The following is a 16,536-nucleotide window of genomic DNA, read 5'->3' as shown; positions in this document are numbered from 1 at the left end:
GGTAGTGGGGGGCGTAATGAGGATGTAGGGCGGCGGATGTGGGGGTCACCGCGCCCGCCTGTGCGATGGCGAACGTTCCGGCGAGCAGCGCGGCCAGCCCTGTGGCTGTCGCCGCACGGCGCCGGGATGTCGTGCTTCGGCGTGTCACGCTCATTCCTCCTGTGGGGGATGGAGCCATCCGGCTCCGGAGAGAGAGCACAGACTTGGCCAGCCGTCAGGGGGGTCAAATCCATGTCAAGCGGTACTCGCGAGTATTCCGAGCCCGCCCGGCAGCACACAAGAACGAAATCCTGCCCCAGGCATATGAACACACTGCAACCGGTTATGCGCGTAAACCATCCAGAACACTCCGGGTTTTCCTGCGGTGAGCCCACAGAACCCGGGCGGCGCCCGGGCGCGAACGCCGAGCGAACACCGGCGCGCCCCCTTGGGTCGGCTCCCCGCGCCAAGGTCTGGACCTGGCCGGAAAGCGCCCCTGGACGTTTCGTTCTCCGCCCGTAGACCGCCATCTCCCGGTCCCGGCGGTGTGATATACGACACGTCTGCCCCGCCATCGGCGCCGGACACGCCACTGCCCCCGTCCGGCGAACCGGACGGGGGCAGCGTGAACGGTTGCCCGTGGGGTGTCAGTCGGTCAGTAGACCACGGCCCCGTAGGCGTTCAGAGCCTCGACGACCGGCTGGAAGTACGTCGTGCCGCCGGTGGTGCAGTTGCCGCTGCCGCCGGAGGTGAGGCCGAGAGCGGTGTTGCCCGAGAAGAACGGACCGCCGCTGTCGCCGGGTTCGGCACAGACGTTGGTCCTGGTCAGCCCGGAGACGATGTCGCCGCCCCCGTAGTTGACGGTGTAGTTGAGCCCGGTGACCGAGCCGCTGCGCAGCCCGGTGGTGCTGCCGCTGCGCTGCACGGCCTGGCCGTTGACCGGGTTGGCCGCGCCGGTGATGTCACGGGTCGTCCCGTTGTACAGGTTCACCGTGCCGGGGTGCGACACCGCCGTGTTGTCGTACCGGACGATCCCGTAGTCGTTGCCCGGGAAGCTGGAGCCCGTCGTCGGACCGATGAGCGTGGTCTGCGACGAGTTGGTGTACCAGGTCGGGAAGCCCTCGGTGCAGTGACCGGCGGTCAGGAAGTAGTACGCGGAGCCGATCTGCACGTTGAAGCCCAGGGAGCAGCGCCAGCCGAGGCTCGCGTAGATGGCGTCGCCGCCCGCGATGTAGCGCTCCAACTGGCCTTCGGTGTGCTCGATGGTGACAGCGCCGGAGAGCGCCCCCGCGCTGCGCCTGATCTCGGCGATCTCGGCGCTGGAGACGGTCTCGTCGACCGTGACCACGACCCGGTTGGTCGACTTGTCGACCGTCCAGGCGGTGCCGGCGACATCGGCGGCGAGTACCGCGCCGCTGGCGGAGGTGAGCTGCGCTGTGCTGAAGGTGACGGGCGCGGCCGAGGCGGGGCTGGGCACGAAGAACGCCACGGCGGCCATGAGCAGGCCCGACGCGGCGGCGGTCAGCCGCAGGCGTCGCGACATGCGTCTGTGGGGGTTGGTGCGCTTCAAACTCACTGTTTCTTCCTCCAGTAAGGAAACCGGGCCCGTTGGGTATGCGGGTCCGTGAGGCACGATCAGGGGCCGGGCTGTAAGCCATGCTCCTGACAAGCGCTGCCCTGAATATTCCTGGCGTTCACCCCGTTGTCGAGAACGCCTTTCGGCCAGCGCCGAACACGCCCCGTATCACCCGTCTGGCGGGGCGTGAACGACTCACTCTCCGTCAGTGTGCCGTCACCGCAACGTGCCTGATGAGGCGCCATGTCGTATGCACCAGGATCGTTACGAAACTCGATATCCGGGGCTATCCACTTGGCGCACCGTCCGCATCATGCAGGACGATAGTGAGCGCGGACGGGTAGACGGACCGCGTGAGCAGAGAGGAGGCGTCCATGGGATCGGTGCGCAAGGCTAGTGCCTGGCTGGGCCTCGTCGACGACCGCGAGATGCGTTACTACGACGACGAATACGCCGAGGGCCCGGAGCCCGGTGACAACGTCGTGCCGTGGACCACCGACCCGCGCCTGCGGGTGGCGGCCGAGGCGGCGGAGGTGCAGGGCAGCCGCATCGCGACGGTCACCCCGGGCGGTTTCCGGGACGCCCGCCGCATCGGTGAGCTCTTCCGCGACGGCATCCCCGTCGTCGTCAACCTGACGGTGCTGGAGGCGGCGGACGCCAAGCGCGTGGTGGACTTCGCGGCCGGCCTGACCTTCGGTCTGCGCGGCACCATCGAGCGCGTGGCCAACCGGGTGTTCCTGCTGACCCCGGCCGACTACCAGGTGGTCAGCGGCGACTCGCGGCACGCCTCGGAAGGCGGCTTCTTCAACCAGAGCTGATCCGGCTCCGCCCGCGCGGGCGGAGCCGGACCCGCGTCAGGGCGGGCCCGAGCCGGTCAGCCAGACGGCCCCGTAGAGCGCGGCGCCGAGCGCGGCGCCGCCGGCCGTGAGCGCCGCGGCGGCCGGACGCGCCCTGGCGAGCGCGACGGCGGCCGGGAGCAGCAGCGGGAACGCGGGCAGCAGCAGCCGCGGCTTGGACCCGAAGTACCCGGCGCCGCACAGCGCGAGCGCGACCATCACGCCGCCGTAGACCAGCAGCGGCAGCGGCAGGCCCATCCGCGCGCCCCGCACGCAGAGCCAGGCCAGCAGCGCCAGCCCCGCGCACAGCCCCACACCCGCGAGCGGCGCCGGCCCGGTGAGCCGGTCCAGGACGAACGCGCCGAACGCCCGCCCGCCGTCGAACCCGTTCCCCCACTGCTCCTGGGTCTCCAGATAGCCCAGCGGCTCCCCGGTCCGCACCGCCACCCAGGCCACGTAGCCGAGCCAGCCCAGCGGGGCCAGGACCACCGCCCACGCCAGGCGCGCGTCCGCCCGTTCCCGCCCGGACGCGACCGCCGCCACGGCGGTCACCACGACCGCCGCCGCCACGGCGAGTCCGGCCGGACGGGTCAGCCCGGCGAGCGCGGACAGCGCCCCGGCGGTGACCCACCGCCCGGTCAGCAGCGCCCGGACCGCCCAGACGGCGAAGGCCGTGAACAGCGACTCGGTGTACGCCATCGACTGCACGATCCCGACCGGCACCGCCGCCCACAGCACCGCCAGCAGCACGCCGGCGCGCCGTCCGTACAGCAGGTCCCCCACGGCGAACAGGCCCCAGGCGGCGGCCAGCGAGGCGACCGCGCTGATCAGCAGGCCCGCCCCGGCCGCCGACAGCGGCGAGACGGCGGACACCAGCCGTTCCAGGCCCGGCAGCAGCGGGAAGAACGCCAGGTCGGAGTGGATCCCGCCGTCCTCCAGCCGGACGGTCCTGCCGTAGCCGTGCTCCGCGATGCTGGTGTACCAGACGGAGTCCCAGCGCTCGGAGAGCAGGTGCGCCGCCGCCTTCTCCTCGGCGGGGTGCCAGAGTTCGAGGACGGCGACGCCCAGCAGCCGGACGGCGGCGAAGAGCAGCAGGGCCGGCGCGGCACGGCGCAGGGCCGGGCCGGCGACGGCCGGGGCGTCCGCGCCGGCGAGGAGAGTCACGGGCACGATTATCGGTGAAGTCCGGGGCGGGTCCGGCCGCCCGGCCTCACCCCCGGAAGGCGTCCAGCCCGGTGAGGGCCTTGCCCAGCACGAGCTGGTGCATCTCGCTGGTGCCCTCGTAGGTCAGCACGGACTCCAGGTTGGCCATGTGCCGCATCACCGGGTACTCGAACGAGATGCCGTTGGCCCCCAGGATCGTGCGGGACGTGCGGCAGATCTCCAGCGCCTCGCGGACGTTGTTCAGCTTGCCGAAGCTGACCTGCTCCGGCCGCAGCCGCCCGGCGTCCAGGCGCCGGCCGAGGTGCAGCGCGAGCAGGACGCCCTTGTGCAGTTCGACGGCCATGTCGGCGAGCTTGCCCTGGGTGAGCTGGAAGGCGCCCAGCGGCCTGCCGAACTGCTCGCGGGTGCGGGCGTAGGAGAGCGCGGTGTCGAAGCAGGTGCGGGCGGCGCCCATCGCGCCCCACACGATGCCGTAGCGGGCGTGGCTCAGACAGCTCAGCGGCGCGCCCAGGCCCTGCGCCTCGGGCAGCAGGGCGTCCTCGGGGAGCCGTACGTCGTCCAGGACCAGTTCGCTGGTGACGGAGGCGCGCAGCGACCCCTTGTGACGGATCTTCGGGGCGCTGAAGCCGGGGGTGTCGGTGGGCACGACGAAGCCGCGCACGCCCTGGTCGGTCCTGGCCCAGACGACGGCGACACCGGCCACCGAGCCGTTGGTGATCCACATCTTGCGGCCGTTGAGCACCCAGTCCGAGCCGTCGCGCTTGGCGAAGGTGCGCATCCCGGCCGGGTCGGAGCCGTGGTCGGGCTCGGTCAGGCCGAAGCAGCCGATCGTCTCGCCCGCCGCCATGGAGGGCAGCCAGCGTTCCTTGTGCTCCGGGGAGCCGTAGCGGTGGATGGCGTACATGGCCAGGGAGCCCTGCACGGAGACCAGGGAGCGGATGCCGGAGTCGGCGGCCTCCAGCTCCAGGCAGACCAGCCCGTACTGGACGGCGGAGGCCCCGGCGCAGCCGTAGCCGGTCAGCGTCATGCCGAGGGCGCCGAGCGAGCCCAGCTCTCTGGCGAGATCCCGGATGCCGGGCACCTCGCCCTCCTCGTACCACTCGGCGACATGCGGGAGGACCCGCTCGTCCGCCCAGTGCCGGACGGTGAGGCGGACCGCCCGGTCGTCGTCGCTGAGCAGATCGTCGATGCCCAGCGGATCGGCCGCGTCGAAGGGGGGCTTGGTGTCTGTCGCCATGGCGGGAGGCTACGGGCGAGTAACCCCGGTCGGCAAGAGTGAGCGATCCGCGTTCTCGCCCAGCTCATCCGCCCCGCGGTGGCCCGCGCACAGGTCGCGCGGCAGGCGCAGGGCGGCCAGCGCGCCGCACGCCAGCAGCAGGGCGCTGGCGGCCAGCGTCATGTGCATCCCGTGCACGAACGCGTCACGGGCGGCCTCCCGCAGGGCCTCGCCGGACTCGCCACCGATCCGGGCGGCCACGGTGTACGCCTCGCCGAGGGAGTTCCCGGCGGACTCGGCGTCCGCCGCGCCGACCCCCGGCACCCCGTCCGCGCGGCGCACGGCGGGCGCGTACATGGCGTTCATCACGCTGCCCAGCAGGGCGATGCCGATGCCCGCGCCGAACTGGTACGCCGTCTCGCCGATCGCCGCCGCGCCGCCCGCCTCGGCGGCGGGGGCGTCGCTGAGCATCGACTCGTAGGAGCCGAAGAGCGTGGTCTCCAGGCCGAAGCCGAGGAGGACGAAGCCCAGGGTCATCGCGGCGGGCCGGTCGTGCTCGCCGAGCACGGTCAGGGTGAGCACCGCGACCGCCGTCAGGGCGAACCCGGACGCCACCATCCGGCGCGGGCCGAACCGGTGCAGCATCCGGGAGCCCAGCAGCCCGGCGCCGATCGCGGCCAGGCTCAGCGGCAGCAGCCGCAGCCCGGTCTCCAGCGGCGAGAGCCCCAGGACGAGCTGGAGGTACTGGGCGGCCACCAGCGCCAGGCCGACGAGGGCGAGCACGGTGAGCACGATGCAGCACACGGCGGTGCCGAACGCGGGCCGCGAGAACGCCGACAGGTCGACCAGCGGCTCGCCGAGGCGGCGCTGCCTGCGGACGAACAGCACCAGCAGCCCGCAGCCGAGCCCGCCCGCCAGCACGGTCCCGGCGGTGAACAGATCGCCGCCACCGGCCCGTTTCACGGCGAGGATCACGGAGAACAGGCCGGTCGCCGCCAGCAGCGCGCCCGCCACGTCCCACGGTCCCGACCGGTCACCGGTCGACTCCGGCAGCAGCAGCGCCCCGACCGGCAGGCAGACCGCCATCAGCGGGATGTTCACCAGGAAGACCGAGCCCCACCAGAAGTGCTCCAGCAGCACACCCCCGACGAGCGGGCCTATCGCGGCGCCGACGGCGGCGACGGCGCTCCAGATGCCGATGGCGACGGCGCGTTCGCGGCGGTCGGGGAAGACCTGCCGCAGGATCGACAGCGTCGCGGGCATGATCATCGCGCCGCCGACGCCCAGCAGGGCGCGGGCGCAGATCAGGGTGCCGGGATCGGCCGCGTAGGCGGCGACGGCGGAGGCCGCGCCGAAGCAGCCGTAGCCGATGAGCAGCACGCGGCGGCGGCCGACGCGGTCGCCGAGGGTGCCGAAGAGGATCAGCAGCGAGGCGCAGACGAGCGGGTAGACGTCGACGATCCACAGCAGTTCTATGCCGCTGGGCCGCAGTTCCTCGGTGACGGCGGGGACCGCCACGTGGAGCACGGTGGCGTCCACGGCGACCAGCAGAAGGCTGGCACACAGGACGACGAGGACCAGCCAGCGGTTGCGGTCGTCGTCGGTGGTTCCGGGCGGGGCCCCGGACATCAACGCACCTCCTGGTATCGCGCCGGCCGCCCGCACCAGGGGGAGACCCGGCGGCGCGTGTCCGCCGGGCAGGTGAGGGGGGCTGATGGTCAGACAGACTACGGCAGCCCGGCGCGCGGTTCCGCATGCCTCCCCCGGGCCGCCCGGCCACCCGCGCGCTCGGCTCCGTTCACCTCCGGATACCGCGCGGAGGGGAAATCCGGAGTGCCACCGCAGAATTCCCCGGCCCTCCGAGGACGCTCCGCCGCATTTCATGAAGCCGGGAAATAGGATGGCGGAAAATATCCGTCATACATCACATCGCCATTACGAAGGCGGGCCGGAGCGGGAAGCCCGCTATCACCGCCTGTAATCTTGCGGCTGTGCGTACCGACCGATTCCTGGCCCGCCTCGAACAGGAGCAGCAGCCGCCGAACGTGCCGGCTCCTGTTATGAGCCGCACCCGCGTGGCCCTGCTCTCGGCCACCCTGGGCTTCTATGCGGTCATCGTGGCGGCGGTGTGGAGCACGTCGTGGCTGGTCCGCCTCGACTGGCAGGTCATGCTCTTCCGGCCCTATAAGCAGTGGCCCGGGATGCACGCGTTTCTCGACTATTTCGTGGTGCTCGGGCAGCGCGGCCCCACCGCCGTGCTGATCGCCGCCTGGCTGGGCTGGCGCTCCTGGCGGCAGCGGACCCTGCGCCCGCTGCTGGTGATGGCCTGCGCGCTGCTCCTGCTGAACGTCTCGGTCGGCGCGGCCAAGCTCGGGATGGGCCGCGAGGGACCGCATTACGCCAACGTCATCGGCTCGAACGAGATGTTCCTGACCGGCGATATATTTCCCTCCGGCCACACCGCCAACGCCGTCGTGACCTGGGGAATCCTGGCCTACCTGGCGACCACCCCCCGCGCCCGCCGCACCCTGTCGGTCATCGCCTCGGTCTTCGCCCTGGGCGTGGGCGGGACCACCGTCTACCTCGGCACCCACTGGGTCAGCGACGTGCTGCTCGGCTGGGCCGCCGGACTGCTGGTCCTGCTGGCCCTGCCGTGGTTCGAGCCGATGATCGCCCGGGTGGAGAGCCGGGTGTTCGCGCTCAGGGACCGGCTGCGCGGCGACGCCGCGCCGCGCGGCACGCTGCCGCCGGCCGACGTGGCCCCGCGGCCGGTTCCCGCGGGGGCCCGGCAGGGCGGCGAGGAGACCAGGCCCCGCACCGAGCCGGCGGTGGCGGGCGCGAGACCGGGCGCCGCCCCGCGCGGCATGGCGGGCGTCCACATGCGCCAGCCGCAGCCGGGCCGACCGCACCCGGCGCGCCCCGAGTATCCGGTCCGCTCCGGCAACACCCGCTGACCGCGCGGCGGCGTCAGCCCTTCCAGCAGCGCACGACCTCGCCGTCCCGCACCGCGAGGTTCAGCCGCCCCGGCATGAACTCCATGGTGATCACCGCGTCCGGGGCCAGGCGGCGGACCTTCGGCCAGCCGCGGTCGCGCGCGCGCCGCTCGGCGGCCTCGGCGTCGAGGCCGACATAGTCGTCCGGGGAGTCGTCGGGCGTGCGCGGAAGCTGGGGAAGGGGTGCCATGCCGCCACCGTACGACCCCCGGCCCGGACGGGACTTCCGGGGGGCGGGCCGGGGAACTGTCACGCTTGTGTCACAGCGGGTCCCCCGCTGGCCCGCCCCCCGGAAGTCCCGTCCGGGCCGGGGAACTGTCACGCTTGTGTCACAGCGGGTCCCCCGCTCCCCCGTCCGGCGTAACGGGCGTGAACTGTCGTGACGGCGTGCGCCCAATTCCTCCCGGGCGCCCTCCCGGTGAATTCTCCGGGGAAATTCGGGGCGGCCGTGGACACCGTTTTTCCCGGGCGCGGATATCACCACCCAGGTGAACGAAGTGAACGTTCATGAACATGTCATCACCCGGTCTCCTGGGCGATTCCGGCCCGTCGGGGCGTGACCCAGCGGCGCTCCGGCCGTTGTGCACGGGGCCCCCGCCGCGGCGGCGGGGGCGAGATCCGAACCGAGGAGCGACCGTGTCCCCCTTGCTCGACGTCAGCGACGACGTACGCGCCGAGATCGGCGACGAAGAAGCCGATCGTCTGCTCGCCGGCCAGAACGCCCCGGGCAGCTACGACTGCACGTCCTGCCGCACACCGGGCCACACCGAGCAGGAACGTACCAGCACCGTTCTCTTCGTGGGCGGCGAGACGGCCGTGCTCGCCTTCGCCCACGCCTCCTGCATCCCGTCGCAGGTGGTCTCCGTCTCCGAGGACCAACTGCGGGGCGCCGTACGGTCCATCACCGGTGAGAGCGTCCCGCCCGGCGCGGCCGACGCGCCGGCCCCCCAGTCCGGTCCGCGCGCGGTCGAGCCGGCGCCCGGGCAGGCCGTGCTCGGCGTGACCTGCGGCCAGATCCTCATCGACGACGACCTGTACCCGGCCATCGTCGTGGAGCCCACCGGCCCCATCGTCCGGCCCGGCAGCAACGGCCCCGGCGACGACTTCCTGCCGCTGCTCATCGAGGCGGGCTTCCTGCCGGTCACCGATGTCGCCAAGGCGCCCGCGCACCTGCCCGGCTGGTCGGTGCTGCTGGCCATGGGACGGCTGCACGCGGTCCTCCAGGGCGACCCGGCGGGCGGCCAGCCCAGCGCCTGGTGGCAGGCGCACCAGCCGCTGCCGGTCACCGACGGCTGGCGCGCCACGGCCGGCCAGCGCAACACCGTCTTCGTCTACGCCGCCCCGGCCGGCTCGATCGGGCAGCAGCCGCGCGAGGACCTGCTGCGGGAGGCGCTGGAGAAGGCCGCCGCGGGCGGCCTGCTGGTCGCCGCCGCCATGCCGCTGGCCGGGACCTGACCGCGCGGGCCGGGCTGGGTCGATCAGGTGCACCGCCGTCCGGCCCCGCATCCGGCCCGGCACCCGGTCGTTGAAGGGTCGTGCAGCCATACGACCCGTCCCCCCTGCGCGGCCGCCGCCAGGTGGCGCCACGCCGCCCCGCCCACGGGCATCCCCGGAACGCGCCCGCCGTACGACCGGTCCCCCGCCTCCGCGACACCGATCTACGACTCGCTGTGCCACGAGTACCGCAGGCTGTTCCGGGCGCTGCCCGGGGACCGCACCGGCGAGGAGGAGCTGCGCTTCCGGGGGTTCACCGGCTACGGCGCGGGCGGCCTCGGGGAGTTCGGCGAGTTCGGGCGGCACCGGCACGACGTGTCCGCCCCGCCCGCCGCCGCGTACGCCCCGGCCGCCCTGCCGCCCGGGAGCGACCGGCAGCGGGCCGAACGGCAGGCCCCTCAGCAGGTCCCGCGCCAGGACCAGCAGCACGCTCCGCGCGAACGGCGGGACCCGCGGGCGCAGCCCGGCGCGGACGGCCGTCAGACGGCCGTCCAGAGCCGCTAGAGCCGCCGCCGGCGGCCCGGGACGGCGGTGGCGCCGGCCCCGCTCACTTCTTCCGGCCGCGCTTCTCCCGCACCCGCACCGACAGGTGGATCGGCGTCCCCTCGAAGCCGAACTCCTCGCGCAGCCGGCGCTCGATGAAGCGGCGGTCCCCCGCCTCCAGGAACCCGGAGGCGAACAGCACGAACCGGGGCGGGCGCGTTCCCGCCTGGGTGCCGAACAGGATCCGCGGCTGCTTGCCGCCCCGCACCGGGGGGGGGGGGGCGGCGACCAGCTCGCCGAGGAAGCCGTTCAGCTTCCCGGTCGGCCCCCGGCTCTCCCAGCTCGCCAGCGCCGTCTCGATGGCCGGCACCAGCTTCTCCATGTGCCGGCCGGTGCGCGCCGAGATGTTGACCCGCGGCGCCCAGCCGACCTGCACCAGATCGCGTTCGATCTCGCGCTCCAGGTAGAAGCGGCGCTCCTCGTCCAGCACGTCCCACTTGTTGTACGCGATGACCAGCGCCCGGCCCGCGTCCACCGCCATGGTGATGAGGCGGGTGTCCTGCACGCTGATGGGCTCGCTGACGTCGATCAGGACGACCGCCGCCTCGGCCTTCTCCAGGGCCGCCGCGGTGCGCAGCGAGGCGTAGTAGTCGGCGCCGTCCTGGAGGTGGACGCGGCGCCTGATGCCGGCCGTGTCGACGAATCGCCAGGTCTTCCCGCCCAGCTCGATCAGCTCGTCCACCGGGTCCCTGGTGGTGCCCGCCACCGGGTCCACGACGACCCGCTCCTCGCCGGCGACCTTGTTCAGCAGGGACGACTTGCCGACATTGGGACGCCCGATGAGGGCGATACGGCGCGGCCCGCCGACCGCGGTGGCGAACGTGTCGGCCGGCGCGTCCGGCATCACCGCCAGCACCGCGTCGAGCATGTCGCCGGTGCCCCGGCCGTGCAGCGCGGACACCGGGTGCGGCTCGCCGAGGCCCAGCGACCACAGGTACGTGGCCTCCGTCTCCATCGAGAACCCGTCCACCTTGTTGGCGCACAGCACCACCGGCTTCCCGGAGCGGCGCAGCAGCTTGACCACGGCCTCGTCGGTGTCGGTGGCGCCGACCGTCGCGTCCACGACGAGGACCACGGCGTCGGCGGCCTCGATGGCGAACTCGGCCTGCGCGGCGACCGACGCCTGGATGCCCAGCACGTCCTGCTCCCAGCCGCCGGTGTCGACGATCTTGAAGCGGCGCCCGGCCCACTCGGCCTCGTAGGTGACACGGTCCCGGGTGACACCGGGCCGGTCCTCGACCACGGCCTCGCGGCGGCCCAGGATGCGGTTCACCAGAGTGGACTTGCCGACATTCGGGCGGCCCACGACGGCCAGCACCGGCAGCGGGCCGGTGTCGGCGGCGGCCAGCTCGCTGTCGATCTCCTCGGCGTCGAAACCCTGTTGGGTGGCGAGCTCCATGAACTCGGCGTATTCGGCGTCACCGAGCGCGCCCGGGTGGTTCTGGTCGTTCATGGAGTCCTGTACCTCGGTCCGTTGGGATGGGTGGAAGTGACGGATGCTGTCCGTCCAGTGTCGCTCAGCGGCCGGTGCGACGCCCGGCGTCCTGCAGATGACGGGTCAGCCGCAGCCGGATCCGCGCGGTGGCCTCGTCCAGCGCCGCCCGGGTGCGCCGCCCGCCGGGGGAGTCCACGGTGAACGGGTCACCGAAGACCACGTCGATCCGCCCCCGCACCGGCGGCAGCGCGGATATCACGCGCCCCCGGCGCTCGCCGCTGCCGAGCACCGCGACCGGCACGACGGGCGCGCCCGACCGCAGCGCGAAGTACGCCAGGCCCGCCCTGATGGCGGCGAAGTCCCCGACGCCCCGGGAGCCCTCCGGGAAGATGCCCAGCGCTCCGCCGGCGCCGAGCACGGCGAGCGCCGAGGTCACGGCGGTCCGGTCCGGGCGGCCACGGTCCACGTCGATCTGCCCGAACCCGCGCAGCAGCGCGCCGGCCGGACCGGTGAACGCCTCGCGCTTGACGAGGAAACGCACCGGACGCGGCGCCGTGCCCAGCACCAACGGGCCGTCCACGAGGTGCGCGTGGTTGACGGCGAGGATCACGGGCCCGGCCGCCGGGACCCGCCAGGCGCCGAGCGTCCTGGGCCGCCACAGGGCGTGGACGACACCGGACGCCACCCGGCGGCCCGCCGCGGCGCCGAGGGCGCCGGACGGGGTCACCGCCCTCGCCGCTTCCGCTCCTCGACGAGGGTGACGACGCACTCGATGACCTGGGGCAGGGAGAGGTCGGTGGTGTCCACCTCGGTCGCGTCGCCGGCCTTGGCCAGCGGCGAGGTCTTCCGGCCGGAGTCGGCCGCGTCCCGCCGGATGAGCGCCGCCTTGGTGGCGGCCACGTCGGCGGCCTCCCTGCCCTTCAGCTCGGCACTGCGGCGGGCGGCCCTGGCCTCGGCCGACGCGGTCAGGAAGATCTTGACGTCGGCGTCGGGCAGCGCGGTCGTCCCGATGTCGCGGCCCTCGACCACGATGCCCGCCGGAGCCGCGGCGGCGATGGCGCGCTGCAACTCCGTGATCCGGGCGCGCACCTCGGGCACGGCGCTGACCGCGCTGACCGCCGAGGTGACCTCCTGGCCCCGGATCGGCGCCGAGACGTCCTGGCCGTCCACGGTGATGGTCGGCGCCTTGGGGTCGGTGCCGCTGACGATCACCGGCTTGCCGGACGCCGCGGCCACGGCCGCCGGGTCGTTGACGTCGATGCCGTTGGCCAGCATCCACCACGTCATCGCGCGGTACTGGGCGCCGGTGTCGAGGTAGCCCAGCTCCATGCGGGCGGCCACGGCCTTCGAGGTGCTGGACTTGCCCGTGCCGGAGGGGCCATCGATGGCGACGATGACGGGAATGACGGGAAGATCGGCCACGGCGGGGCGCACCTTTCATGCTTCGCTGCCAAGCGCGTGAGGCGCTGAGGGACTTCGGGGGAACGGGGGCCGACCGCCCCCGGGCGTTCCGGGGCGCCATATGGCGCCGTACGGAAGCCTACCGGCCCGGCTGCTGCCGGATGGACCAGCCCCGCTCCCGCAGCGACGCCACCAGGACCGGTGCCGCGCCCGGCTCCACCATGAGCTGGACCAGGCCGGCCTGCTGCCCGGTGGCGTGCTCGATGCGGACGTCCTCGATGTTGACCCCGGCCCGCCCGGCATCGGCGAAGATCCGCGCCAGCTCCCCGGGCCGGTCGGTGATGAGCACCCCGACCGTCTCGTAGGCGGCGGGCGCCGCGCCGTGCTTGCCGGGGACCCGCTCCCGGCCCGCGTTGCCGCGCCGCAGCACGGCCTCGATCCCGGCGGCGCCGCTGCCGCGCTTGGCGTCGTCAGCGGACTCCAGGGCGCGCAGCGAGCGGACCGTCTCGTCCAGGTCGGCGGCGACCTCGGACAGGATGTCGGCGACCGGCCCCGGGTTGGCGGAGAGGATCTCGATCCACATCCGGGGGTCGGAGGCGGCGATGCGCGTGACGTCCCGGATGCCCTGCCCGCACAGCCGCACGGCCGCCTCGTCGGCGGACTCCAGCCGGGCGGCGACCAGGCTCGACAGGAGCTGCGGGGTGTGGGAGACGAGGGCGACGGCCCGGTCGTGGGCGTCGGCGTCCATCACCACCGGCACGGCCCCGCAGTGGGCGACCAGCTCCAGCACCAGGTTCAGCACCTCGGTGTCGGTCTCCGGCGTCGGGGTCAGCACCCAGGGCTTGCCCTCGAACAGGTCGGCGGTGGCGGCCAGCGGCCCCGACCGCTCCCGGCCGGACATGGGATGCGTCCCCAGGTAGCTCCGCAGGTCCCCCCCGGCGCCGGTCAGCTCCCGGCGCGGGCCGCCCTTGACGCTGCCGACGTCCACGTACGCCCGCGCCGCGCCGCGCCGCTGGAGAGCGGCCACGGCGCCCGCGATGTGGGCCGGCGGCACGGCGACGACGGCCAGGTCCACCGGCCCCCCGGGCGGCTCCTCGGTGCCCGCGCCGAGGGCCGCGGCGGTGCGTCGCTGGTCCGGATCGCGGTCCTCCAGGTGCACCCGCACGCCCCGGGCGGTGAGCGCGAGCGCGATGGAGGTCCCGATCAGACCGGTACCGGTGACGAGGGCGGTGCGCATCGTCAAAGCGTAGTGCGCCCGAACGGCCCGCCGTCGCCGGTCACAGGCCGACCTCCCGCATGAGCTGCCCGACCTCGGTGTTGGTCATGCGGCGCAGCCAGCCGGACTTCTGGTCGCCCAGCGCGATCGGGCCGAACTTCACGCGCACCAGCTTGTCGACGGGGAAACCCGCCTCGGCGAGCATGCGGCGCACGATGTGCTTGCGGCCCTCGTGCAGGGTCACCTCGACCAGGTAGTTCTTCCCGGTGTTCTCCACGACGCGGAAGTGGTCGGCGCGGGCGAAGCCGTCCTCCAGCCGGATGCCGTCCTTGAGGCGCTTGCCCAGGTCGCGCGGGATGGGGCCCTGGATGGCGGCGAGGTAGGTCTTGGTCACGCCGTAACGGGGGTGGGTGAGGCGGTGTGCCAGCTCGCCGTGGTTGGTGAGCAGGATCAGGCCCTCGGTCTCGGTGTCGAGACGGCCGACGTGGAAGAGCCGGGTCTCGCGGTTCTGCACGTAGTCGCCCAGGCACTGGCGGCCCTCGGGGTCCTCCATGGAGGAGACGACGCCGGCCGGCTTGTTGAGGGCGAAGAACAGGTGCGTCTGGGCGGCGATGGTCAGCCCGTCGACCTTGATCTCGTCGCGCTCGGCGTCCACGCGGCGGCCCTGGGAGGTGACGATCTCGCCGTTGACCTCGACCCGGGCCTGTTCGATCAGCTCCTCGCAGGCGCGGCGGGAGCCGAGACCGGCGCGGGCGAGCACCTTCTGGAGCCGCTCGCCCTCCTGCTCGCCGAAGGTCTTCGGCAGCCGCACCGGGGGTTTGTCGTGGCGGGCGCGGTTGCGTTCCTCGATCTGGGCGTCGTACTCGCGGGAGCGCGCCGGTGCGGGCCGCTGCCTGCCCCGGCCGCCGCCGGAGCCCCCGGAGCCGCCCGATCCGCCGGGAGCGCCGCCGGGCGCCCCGCCCTGACCGTAACGTCGCTCCTCGGGGCGTGGACGGCCCGCGGGCTGCCGCCGATCGTCCCGGCTGTTGCCCGCGCCCCGGTAGTTCCGGTTGCTGTTCCTGCCACTGCTTCGCATCAATGATCCGTAGGAGAGTCGCCGCTGTCGGTCGCGTCGAGGTCGTCGACGTCGAACGACGGCACCCCCTCCTGGCTTTCGCCCTCGACCTGATCGGCCTCCGGGAGGAAGGGCGCGAGCTCGGGCAGTTCGTCCAGGCCGCGCAGGCCCATCCGCTCCAGGAAGTAGTGCGTCGTCACATACAGGATCGCACCTGTTTCGGGTTCGGTGCCCGCCTCGCCCACCAGACCGCGCTGGAGCAGGGTCCGCATCACGCCGTCACAGTTCACGCCGCGGATGGCCGAGACCCGGGAACGGCTGACCGGCTGGCGGTACGCGACGACGGCCAGCGTCTCCAGCGCGGCCTGGGTGAGGCGCGCCTGCTGGCCGTCCAGCACGAAGCTCTCGACGGCCTCGGCGTACTCGGGCCGCGTGTAGTACCGCCAGCCGCCCGCGATCAGCCGCAGCTCGAAGCCGCGGCCGTCGCGGGTGTACTCGTCGGCCAGCTCGCGCAGCGCGCCCGCGACCGCGCGGCGGGGGCGGCCGAGGATCTTGGCCAGGTGCTCCTCGGTGGCCGGCTCGTCGCCGACCATGAGGACCGCCTCCAGGGCGGGCTTGAGTGGTTCGTTCATGCGTCCTCGCCTTCGGGCGTGACTTCCCGGTCGAACTCGTCGGTGACCAGCGGGCGGTCAGCGTCGGCGCCGCTCCAGCGGATGGTCAGCGGACCGAGCGCCTCCTCCTGGTCGAGCGCGACGGCGCGCTCGCGGTACAGCTCCAGCAGCGCCAGGAACCGGGCGACGACGGTGAGGGTGTCGGGGGCGTCACCGGCCAGTTCGGCGAATGTGGCCTGCCCCAGCTCCCGCAGCCGCCCGATGACGATCTCGGCCTGCTCGCGGACGCTGACCAGCGGGGCGTGGATGTGGTCGACGTAGACCTGGGGCTTCGGCTTGGGCCGCATGGCCTTCACGGCGAGCCGGGCGAAGCCCTCGGCGCCGACGCTGATGACGACATCGGGCAGCAACTCGGCGTGGTGCGGCTCCAGTCCGACGGTGCGCGGATACCGCCTGGCCTCGGCGGCGAGCCGGTCGCCGAAGATGCCGGCGACCCGCTTGTACGCCCGGTACTGGAGCAGCCGGGCGAAGAGCAGGTCGCGCGCTTCGAGGAGGGCGAGGTCGGCCTCGTCCTCGACCTCGGCGGTGGGCAGCAGCCGGGCGGCCTTGAGGTCGAGGAGGGTGGCGGCCACGACGAGGAACTCGGTGGTCTGGTCGAGGTCCCAGTCGGGCCCCATGGCCCGCAGGTGCGCCATGAACTCGTCGGTGACGCGCGACAGGGCCACCTCGGTGACGTCGAGCTTGTGCCGGGAGATGAGCTGGAGCAGGAGGTCGAAGGGCCCCTCGAAGTTCTCCAGAACGACCTTGAACCGCCCGTCGTCCGGCTCCCCGGCGGTGTCGCCGTCCCGTTCCGCCGGCGGGTCACCGGCCCGCTGCTCCGGTTCCGGCGCGGATTCCGGCGCGGGTTCCGGGGCGGGTGGCGGAACGGTCAGCACGGGGCTGCCGACCGCCGGTGGGAGGGCTGGTTCCGCCGCCGGGCCGCCTCCGCCGCCGGGGGCTCCGGGGCCCGTGCCCAGGG

At 73.5% G+C, this 16,536-nt stretch carries 16 protein-coding genes; 4 read left to right on the top strand and 12 right to left on the bottom strand.

Features of this window, described 5'->3' with window-relative positions:
• Positions 1 to 634: 634 nt before the first annotated feature.
• The gene (locus BN2279_RS14600) at positions 635 to 1,555 is read right to left on the bottom strand and encodes a S1 family peptidase (protein ID WP_059009593.1); all 921 of its coding nucleotides are present in this window, start codon (positions 1,553 to 1,555) and stop codon (positions 635 to 637) included.
• A gap of 374 nt (positions 1,556 to 1,929) precedes the next feature.
• Between BN2279_RS14600 and BN2279_RS14595 the strand changes: the two genes are divergently transcribed.
• Positions 1,930 to 2,373 (top strand): cell division protein SepF, encoded by a 444-nt coding sequence (locus BN2279_RS14595; RefSeq protein WP_059009592.1) that lies wholly within the window; start codon positions 1,930 to 1,932, stop codon positions 2,371 to 2,373.
• A gap of 36 nt (positions 2,374 to 2,409) precedes the next feature.
• Here the strand turns inward: BN2279_RS14595 and BN2279_RS14590 are convergent, their stop codons facing one another.
• From BN2279_RS14590 to BN2279_RS14580, 3 genes are read right to left on the bottom strand one after another with little or no spacing between them, the layout of a single operon-like run.
• A complete protein-coding gene (locus BN2279_RS14590; RefSeq protein WP_059009590.1) occupies positions 2,410 to 3,555 on the bottom strand; it encodes a mannosyltransferase family protein in 1,146 nt (381 codons plus the stop codon).
• Positions 3,556 to 3,601: 46 nt separating this feature from the next.
• Positions 3,602 to 4,792: an acyl-CoA dehydrogenase family protein gene (locus tag BN2279_RS14585; RefSeq protein WP_059009588.1), complete on the bottom strand. Its 1,191-nt coding sequence runs from the start codon at positions 4,790 to 4,792 to the stop codon at positions 3,602 to 3,604.
• A 9-nt stretch (positions 4,793 to 4,801) separates the two neighbouring features.
• Positions 4,802 to 6,400, bottom strand: a complete 1,599-nt coding sequence (locus BN2279_RS14580) for an MFS transporter (RefSeq protein ID WP_059009586.1) — start codon at positions 6,398 to 6,400, stop codon at positions 4,802 to 4,804.
• Positions 6,401 to 6,762: 362 nt separating this feature from the next.
• On the opposite strand from BN2279_RS14580, the gene BN2279_RS14575 reads away from it, so the two are divergent.
• Positions 6,763 to 7,725 (top strand): phosphatase PAP2 family protein, encoded by a 963-nt coding sequence (locus tag BN2279_RS14575; protein ID WP_079032159.1) that lies wholly within the window; start codon positions 6,763 to 6,765, stop codon positions 7,723 to 7,725.
• Between the two features lie 13 nt (positions 7,726 to 7,738).
• Here the strand turns inward: BN2279_RS14575 and BN2279_RS14570 are convergent, their stop codons facing one another.
• Positions 7,739 to 7,954: a hypothetical protein gene (locus tag BN2279_RS14570; RefSeq protein WP_059009584.1), complete on the bottom strand. Its 216-nt coding sequence runs from the start codon at positions 7,952 to 7,954 to the stop codon at positions 7,739 to 7,741.
• 446 nt (positions 7,955 to 8,400) lie between these two features.
• Between BN2279_RS14570 and BN2279_RS14565 the strand changes: the two genes are divergently transcribed.
• Positions 8,401 to 9,219 (top strand): hypothetical protein, encoded by an 819-nt coding sequence (locus tag BN2279_RS14565; RefSeq protein WP_199827724.1) that lies wholly within the window; start codon positions 8,401 to 8,403, stop codon positions 9,217 to 9,219.
• 27 nt (positions 9,220 to 9,246) lie between these two features.
• Positions 9,247 to 9,762: a hypothetical protein gene (locus BN2279_RS14560; protein WP_059009581.1), complete on the top strand. Its 516-nt coding sequence runs from the start codon at positions 9,247 to 9,249 to the stop codon at positions 9,760 to 9,762.
• Between the two features lie 43 nt (positions 9,763 to 9,805).
• On the opposite strand, the gene der is transcribed toward BN2279_RS14560, so the two are convergent.
• The 7 genes from der to BN2279_RS14525 all read right to left on the bottom strand — a co-directional run bounded on the left by der (position 9,806) and on the right by BN2279_RS14525 (position 16,534).
• A complete protein-coding gene (gene der / locus BN2279_RS14555) occupies positions 9,806 to 11,254 on the bottom strand; it encodes a ribosome biogenesis GTPase Der (protein WP_059009579.1) in 1,449 nt (482 codons plus the stop codon).
• Positions 11,255 to 11,318: 64 nt separating this feature from the next.
• Positions 11,319 to 11,963 (bottom strand): lysophospholipid acyltransferase family protein, encoded by a 645-nt coding sequence (locus BN2279_RS14550; RefSeq protein ID WP_059009577.1) that lies wholly within the window; start codon positions 11,961 to 11,963, stop codon positions 11,319 to 11,321.
• Complete coding sequence (gene cmk, locus BN2279_RS14545) at positions 11,960 to 12,658, bottom strand: (d)CMP kinase (RefSeq protein WP_059009575.1); 699 nt, start codon at positions 12,656 to 12,658, stop codon at positions 11,960 to 11,962. Before cmk ends, BN2279_RS14550 begins: the two co-directional genes overlap by 4 nt.
• A 118-nt stretch (positions 12,659 to 12,776) precedes the next feature.
• A complete protein-coding gene (locus BN2279_RS14540) occupies positions 12,777 to 13,874 on the bottom strand; it encodes a prephenate dehydrogenase (protein ID WP_059009573.1) in 1,098 nt (365 codons plus the stop codon).
• 40 nt (positions 13,875 to 13,914) lie between these two features.
• Entirely contained in the window at positions 13,915 to 14,928 is a 1,014-nt protein-coding gene (locus BN2279_RS14535) for a pseudouridine synthase (RefSeq protein WP_059009571.1), read from the bottom strand.
• Positions 14,928 to 15,539: an SMC-Scp complex subunit ScpB gene (scpB, locus tag BN2279_RS14530; RefSeq protein ID WP_059009569.1), complete on the bottom strand. Its 612-nt coding sequence runs from the start codon at positions 15,537 to 15,539 to the stop codon at positions 14,928 to 14,930. Before scpB ends, BN2279_RS14535 begins: the two co-directional genes overlap by 1 nt.
• On the bottom strand, positions 15,536 to 16,534 hold the full coding sequence (locus BN2279_RS14525) for a segregation and condensation protein A (protein WP_059009567.1): 999 nt from the start codon (positions 16,532 to 16,534) through the stop codon (positions 15,536 to 15,538). Before BN2279_RS14525 ends, scpB begins: the two co-directional genes overlap by 4 nt.
• Positions 16,535 to 16,536: the final 2 nt, after the last annotated feature.

The sequence above is a fragment of the Streptomyces specialis genome (assembly GCF_001493375.1).
GTDB classification, from domain to species: domain Bacteria; phylum Actinomycetota; class Actinomycetes; order Streptomycetales; family Streptomycetaceae; genus Streptomyces; species Streptomyces specialis.
Note: the sequence above shows the minus strand (reverse complement) of the source record. Positions and strands in the feature narration are given on the sequence as shown.

Bases quoted from the DNA above. Each gene is read 5' to 3' on its own strand.
- BN2279_RS14595 (WP_059009592.1), top strand. From the start codon at position 1,930: ATGGGATCGGTGCGCAAGGCTAGTGCCTGGCTGGGCCTCGTCGACGAC.
- BN2279_RS14585 (WP_059009588.1), bottom strand. From the start codon at position 4,792: ATGGCGACAGACACCAAGCCCCCCTTCGACGCGGCCGATCCGCTGGGC.
- BN2279_RS14580 (WP_059009586.1), bottom strand. From the start codon at position 6,400: ATGTCCGGGGCCCCGCCCGGAACCACCGACGACGACCGCAACCGCTGG.
- BN2279_RS14570 (WP_059009584.1), bottom strand. From the start codon at position 7,954: ATGGCACCCCTTCCCCAGCTTCCGCGCACGCCCGACGACTCCCCGGAC.
- der (WP_059009579.1), bottom strand. From the start codon at position 11,254: ATGAACGACCAGAACCACCCGGGCGCGCTCGGTGACGCCGAATACGCC.
- BN2279_RS14540 (WP_059009573.1), bottom strand. From the start codon at position 13,874: ATGCGCACCGCCCTCGTCACCGGTACCGGTCTGATCGGGACCTCCATC.
- BN2279_RS14535 (WP_059009571.1), bottom strand. From the start codon at position 14,928: ATGCGAAGCAGTGGCAGGAACAGCAACCGGAACTACCGGGGCGCGGGC.
- scpB (WP_059009569.1), bottom strand. From the start codon at position 15,539: ATGAACGAACCACTCAAGCCCGCCCTGGAGGCGGTCCTCATGGTCGGC.